The organism is Pseudomonas sp. 24 E 13 (assembly GCF_900004715.1).
Classification (GTDB): domain Bacteria; phylum Pseudomonadota; class Gammaproteobacteria; order Pseudomonadales; family Pseudomonadaceae; genus Aquipseudomonas; species Aquipseudomonas orientalis_A.
The window spans coordinates 4494-7522 of record NZ_CVTO01000100.1 but is presented as its reverse complement, the minus strand read 5'-3'; the positions used below and the strand labels follow the sequence as shown (position 1 = coordinate 7522).

Below are 3029 nucleotides of genomic sequence, written 5' to 3'. Positions count from 1 at the left end.
TTGGCCGCTTTGTCGGCATCGGACGGCTTGGCAGGCAAGGGATTGCCGCTATCGGCAACCGCAGGCGTGCTGGCGGCAGGTGTTTTGTCGGCGGTTGCAGGCACCGATTTGCCCGGCGCGCTGTCGGTTTTCAGCGCCGGTTTGGCGCCCTGGTTGGCGAACACTTGAGAGAAGCCAGGGCCTTTGTCCCGTGGGTCCGCAGCCGCCACCGCAGGGGTGGCGGCAGGCGCTTGAGGCTTGGCCGCGGGGGCAGCCTGAAGGAGCGAATTGGGGGCGACTGGCATAGGTAAAGGTCTCCACTGCATGGGGGTCGGGGATGCAGTATCAGGAGATAGAGCAAGAGTCGGGCCAGGTTTGCAGCGAAGGCTCACGCACTGAAACGCTGGCGCTCCGATTCGTACATCGGCCTGACCAGCGCGAACTCATGATCAATCTGGTCCACCAATGCACCCAGATTCGAGGCAGGCTTGATGGACTCAAGCTCCAAGCGCTGACACAGGTGCGCCAACCGCACCGCGCCAAGGTTGCCACTGCTGCCCTTGAAGCTATGCGCTATGCGCCCCAGCGCCTTGGCGTCGTCGCGCGCGGTGCGCAACGCCTCGACGCGCTTTTGCGAGTCATCGAGAAAGGTATCGAGCAGCTTGGGATACTCACCTTCCATGACCTCCCGCAGACCCGACAACACGTCCGGGTCCAGATGGATATCGACCACTTGCTCGCTCCTTGATCAAGAATTGACGGATTATGCCAGAGCCTTCCAGCAAAACTCCACGCAGACGCAGCGCCCGCCATCGGACCAGCGTACGTCGCCGCTCAGTTGACGCACCAGGTTCAAGCCGCGGCCGGACAGACGGTCAGCATCCAGCGGCCGCGCCAGTACCTCGTCAACATCGAAGCCAGGCCCGCTGTCCTCGACACGCAACGTCATCTTGCCGCCTTGCGCAGTCGGGGACACCTGCACATGCACCCGGATATGGCCGCTGTTCAATTGCGCCAGCCGCTCGTTGCGCAGGCGATAATACTGCGCAAACCCTTCGGCATCGCGCTTGAGCTGTGAATCCAGGCCCAGTACGCCATGTTCGAGGGCATTGGCATACAACTCGGCCATGACCGTGTAGAGCGCCCCACTCTGCTCACGCAGGCCATGGACCTCCAACAGCAATTGCAGCAGATACGGCAACGGGTTGTAGCGCCTGAGGGTCTGCGCGCGAAACTCGAAACTCACCGACCAATTCAGCGGGCAAGACTGGCCGCTGTCGGAATACATAGGTTCGGCCACGCGCAGCGGTTGGCCGGCCAGCAAGCTGATTTCAACCATGCTGACATCGTCCCGCGCCTCACCGCGAAAGGCCGCCAGCGCCTGCTCGATATCCTCGAACAGGCGGTCGGGCTCGCGGTTGGCGGCAAACACCTGCTGCAAACGCTCGGCGCCGAACAACTGGTCATTGGCGTCGGCGGTGTCCAGCACGCCATCGGAGAGCAGGAACACGCGATCGCCCAGGGCCATGGGCCAGACTTCGGTGCTGTCATCGAATGCCTGGGCCGACAGCACGCCCAACGGCAGATGCCGCGACATCAACGGCGTGCGCTTGCCGGTGGCGACCTCGTGCACATAGCCCTCGGGCATGCCGCCGTTCCACACCTCCACCACGCGCCGCTCGGTGCTCAGGCACAACAGTGTGGCGCAGCAGAACATGTCCACCGGCAGGATGCGCTTGAGCTTGGCGTTCATCTCGCGCAGGGTCTGCGTCAGCCCATAGCCCTTGGCGGTCATGCCGTAGAACACTTCGGCCAGGGGCATGGCTCCGATGGCCGCCGGCAGGCCGTGGCCGGTGAAATCGCCGAGCAGCACGTGCATGTCGCCGGACGGCGTATAGGCCGCCAGCAGCAGGTCCCCGTTGAACAGTGCATAGGGCGATTGCAGGTAGCGGATATTCGGCGCCGCGTTGATGCAACCCGAATGCGCGACCTTGTCGAACACGGCCTTGGCGGCGCGTTGCTCATGTAACAGGTGATCATTGTGCCGGGCGATCTGGTCACGCTGCTGCAGCACCGTGGCTTGTAGCCGCCGCAGGCGGTCCATGGCGTTGATCTTGGCGGCCAGAATAAGCTGGTTGTAGGGCTTGGGCAGGAAATCGTCGCCGCCGGCGTCCAGGCACTCCGCCAGTGCGGCGCTTTCGCGCAGCGAGGTCAGGAAAATGATGGGGACCAACTGCTCGCCCGCCAATTGCTTGATCCAGCGCGCGGCGAGAAAACCATCCATCACCGGCATCATCGCGTCCATCAGCACCAGCTGCGGACGCTCGCGCGCAAACACTTCAACGGCTTGCTCGCCATTGGTCGCGGTGAGCACATGGTGACCCTGACGCCGCACGATGGTCGACAACAACAGCAAGTCGGCGGCGCTGTCTTCGGCAATCAGGATGGTCAGCGGCTCGGATAAGGGGGCCAGGACTCTCACGATATATCGAACAGCTTGTCGAAATTGGAAATGGCGAGGATTTTGCGCACGTCGTGGCTGCTGTTGCTGACCTGCACTTGAGACTCATCGCCACCGGCATGGTCCCGGAGCAGCAGGAGCATGCCCAGGGCCGAGCTGTCCATGTAGGTGGTTTCTTTAAGATCGACCACATACAACTCGGGCACCTTGTAGTAACGCTCGTAGGCATCGCGAAATGCCTGGTGGCTGCCAAAATCGAACCGGCCCTTGATTGCGATCGTCAACTTCTTCCCGTCCAGGGATACTTCTGACTCGATTGACATGTGACTGCTTCCTTGTCATGGGTCTGTGCAACAAGGTGTAGCAGGCGAACCCGATCTGAGCAACACGGCCGTTCAAATGTGGGAGGGGGCTTGCCTCCGGGGCGACCAGGATTTTGGTGTCGATCCCGGTCCAAATGTGGGAGGGGGCTTGCCCCCGATGGCGGCCTCGGGGCCGACCAGGGTGTTGGATTGGGTTGAGTACATATCCGTTTCTGCGGTAACGGCTACTTAGGGTTCCGCCCTGACGGCGGGTCACTTTGGAAAAG

Annotated in this window: 3 protein-coding genes and 1 pseudogene; all 4 read right to left on the bottom strand. The window is 62.2% G+C overall.

Annotated features, from left to right (window positions below; all coding sequences use genetic code 11):
* Positions 1–284, bottom strand: a pseudogene (locus BFP90_RS08620) (flagellar hook-length control protein FliK); the annotation flags it as partial.
* A gap of 83 nt (positions 285–367) precedes the next feature.
* The gene (locus BFP90_RS08615) at positions 368–712 is read right to left on the bottom strand and encodes an Hpt domain-containing protein (RefSeq protein ID WP_065893761.1); all 345 of its coding nucleotides are present in this window, start codon (positions 710–712) and stop codon (positions 368–370) included.
* Between the two features lie 30 nt (positions 713–742).
* Entirely contained in the window at positions 743–2461 is a 1719-nt protein-coding gene (locus BFP90_RS08610) for an ATP-binding SpoIIE family protein phosphatase (protein ID WP_065893762.1), read from the bottom strand.
* On the bottom strand, positions 2458–2763 hold the full coding sequence (locus BFP90_RS08605) for an STAS domain-containing protein (protein WP_065893763.1): 306 nt from the start codon (positions 2761–2763) through the stop codon (positions 2458–2460). Before BFP90_RS08605 ends, BFP90_RS08610 begins: the two co-directional genes overlap by 4 nt.
* Positions 2764–3029: the final 266 nt, after the last annotated feature.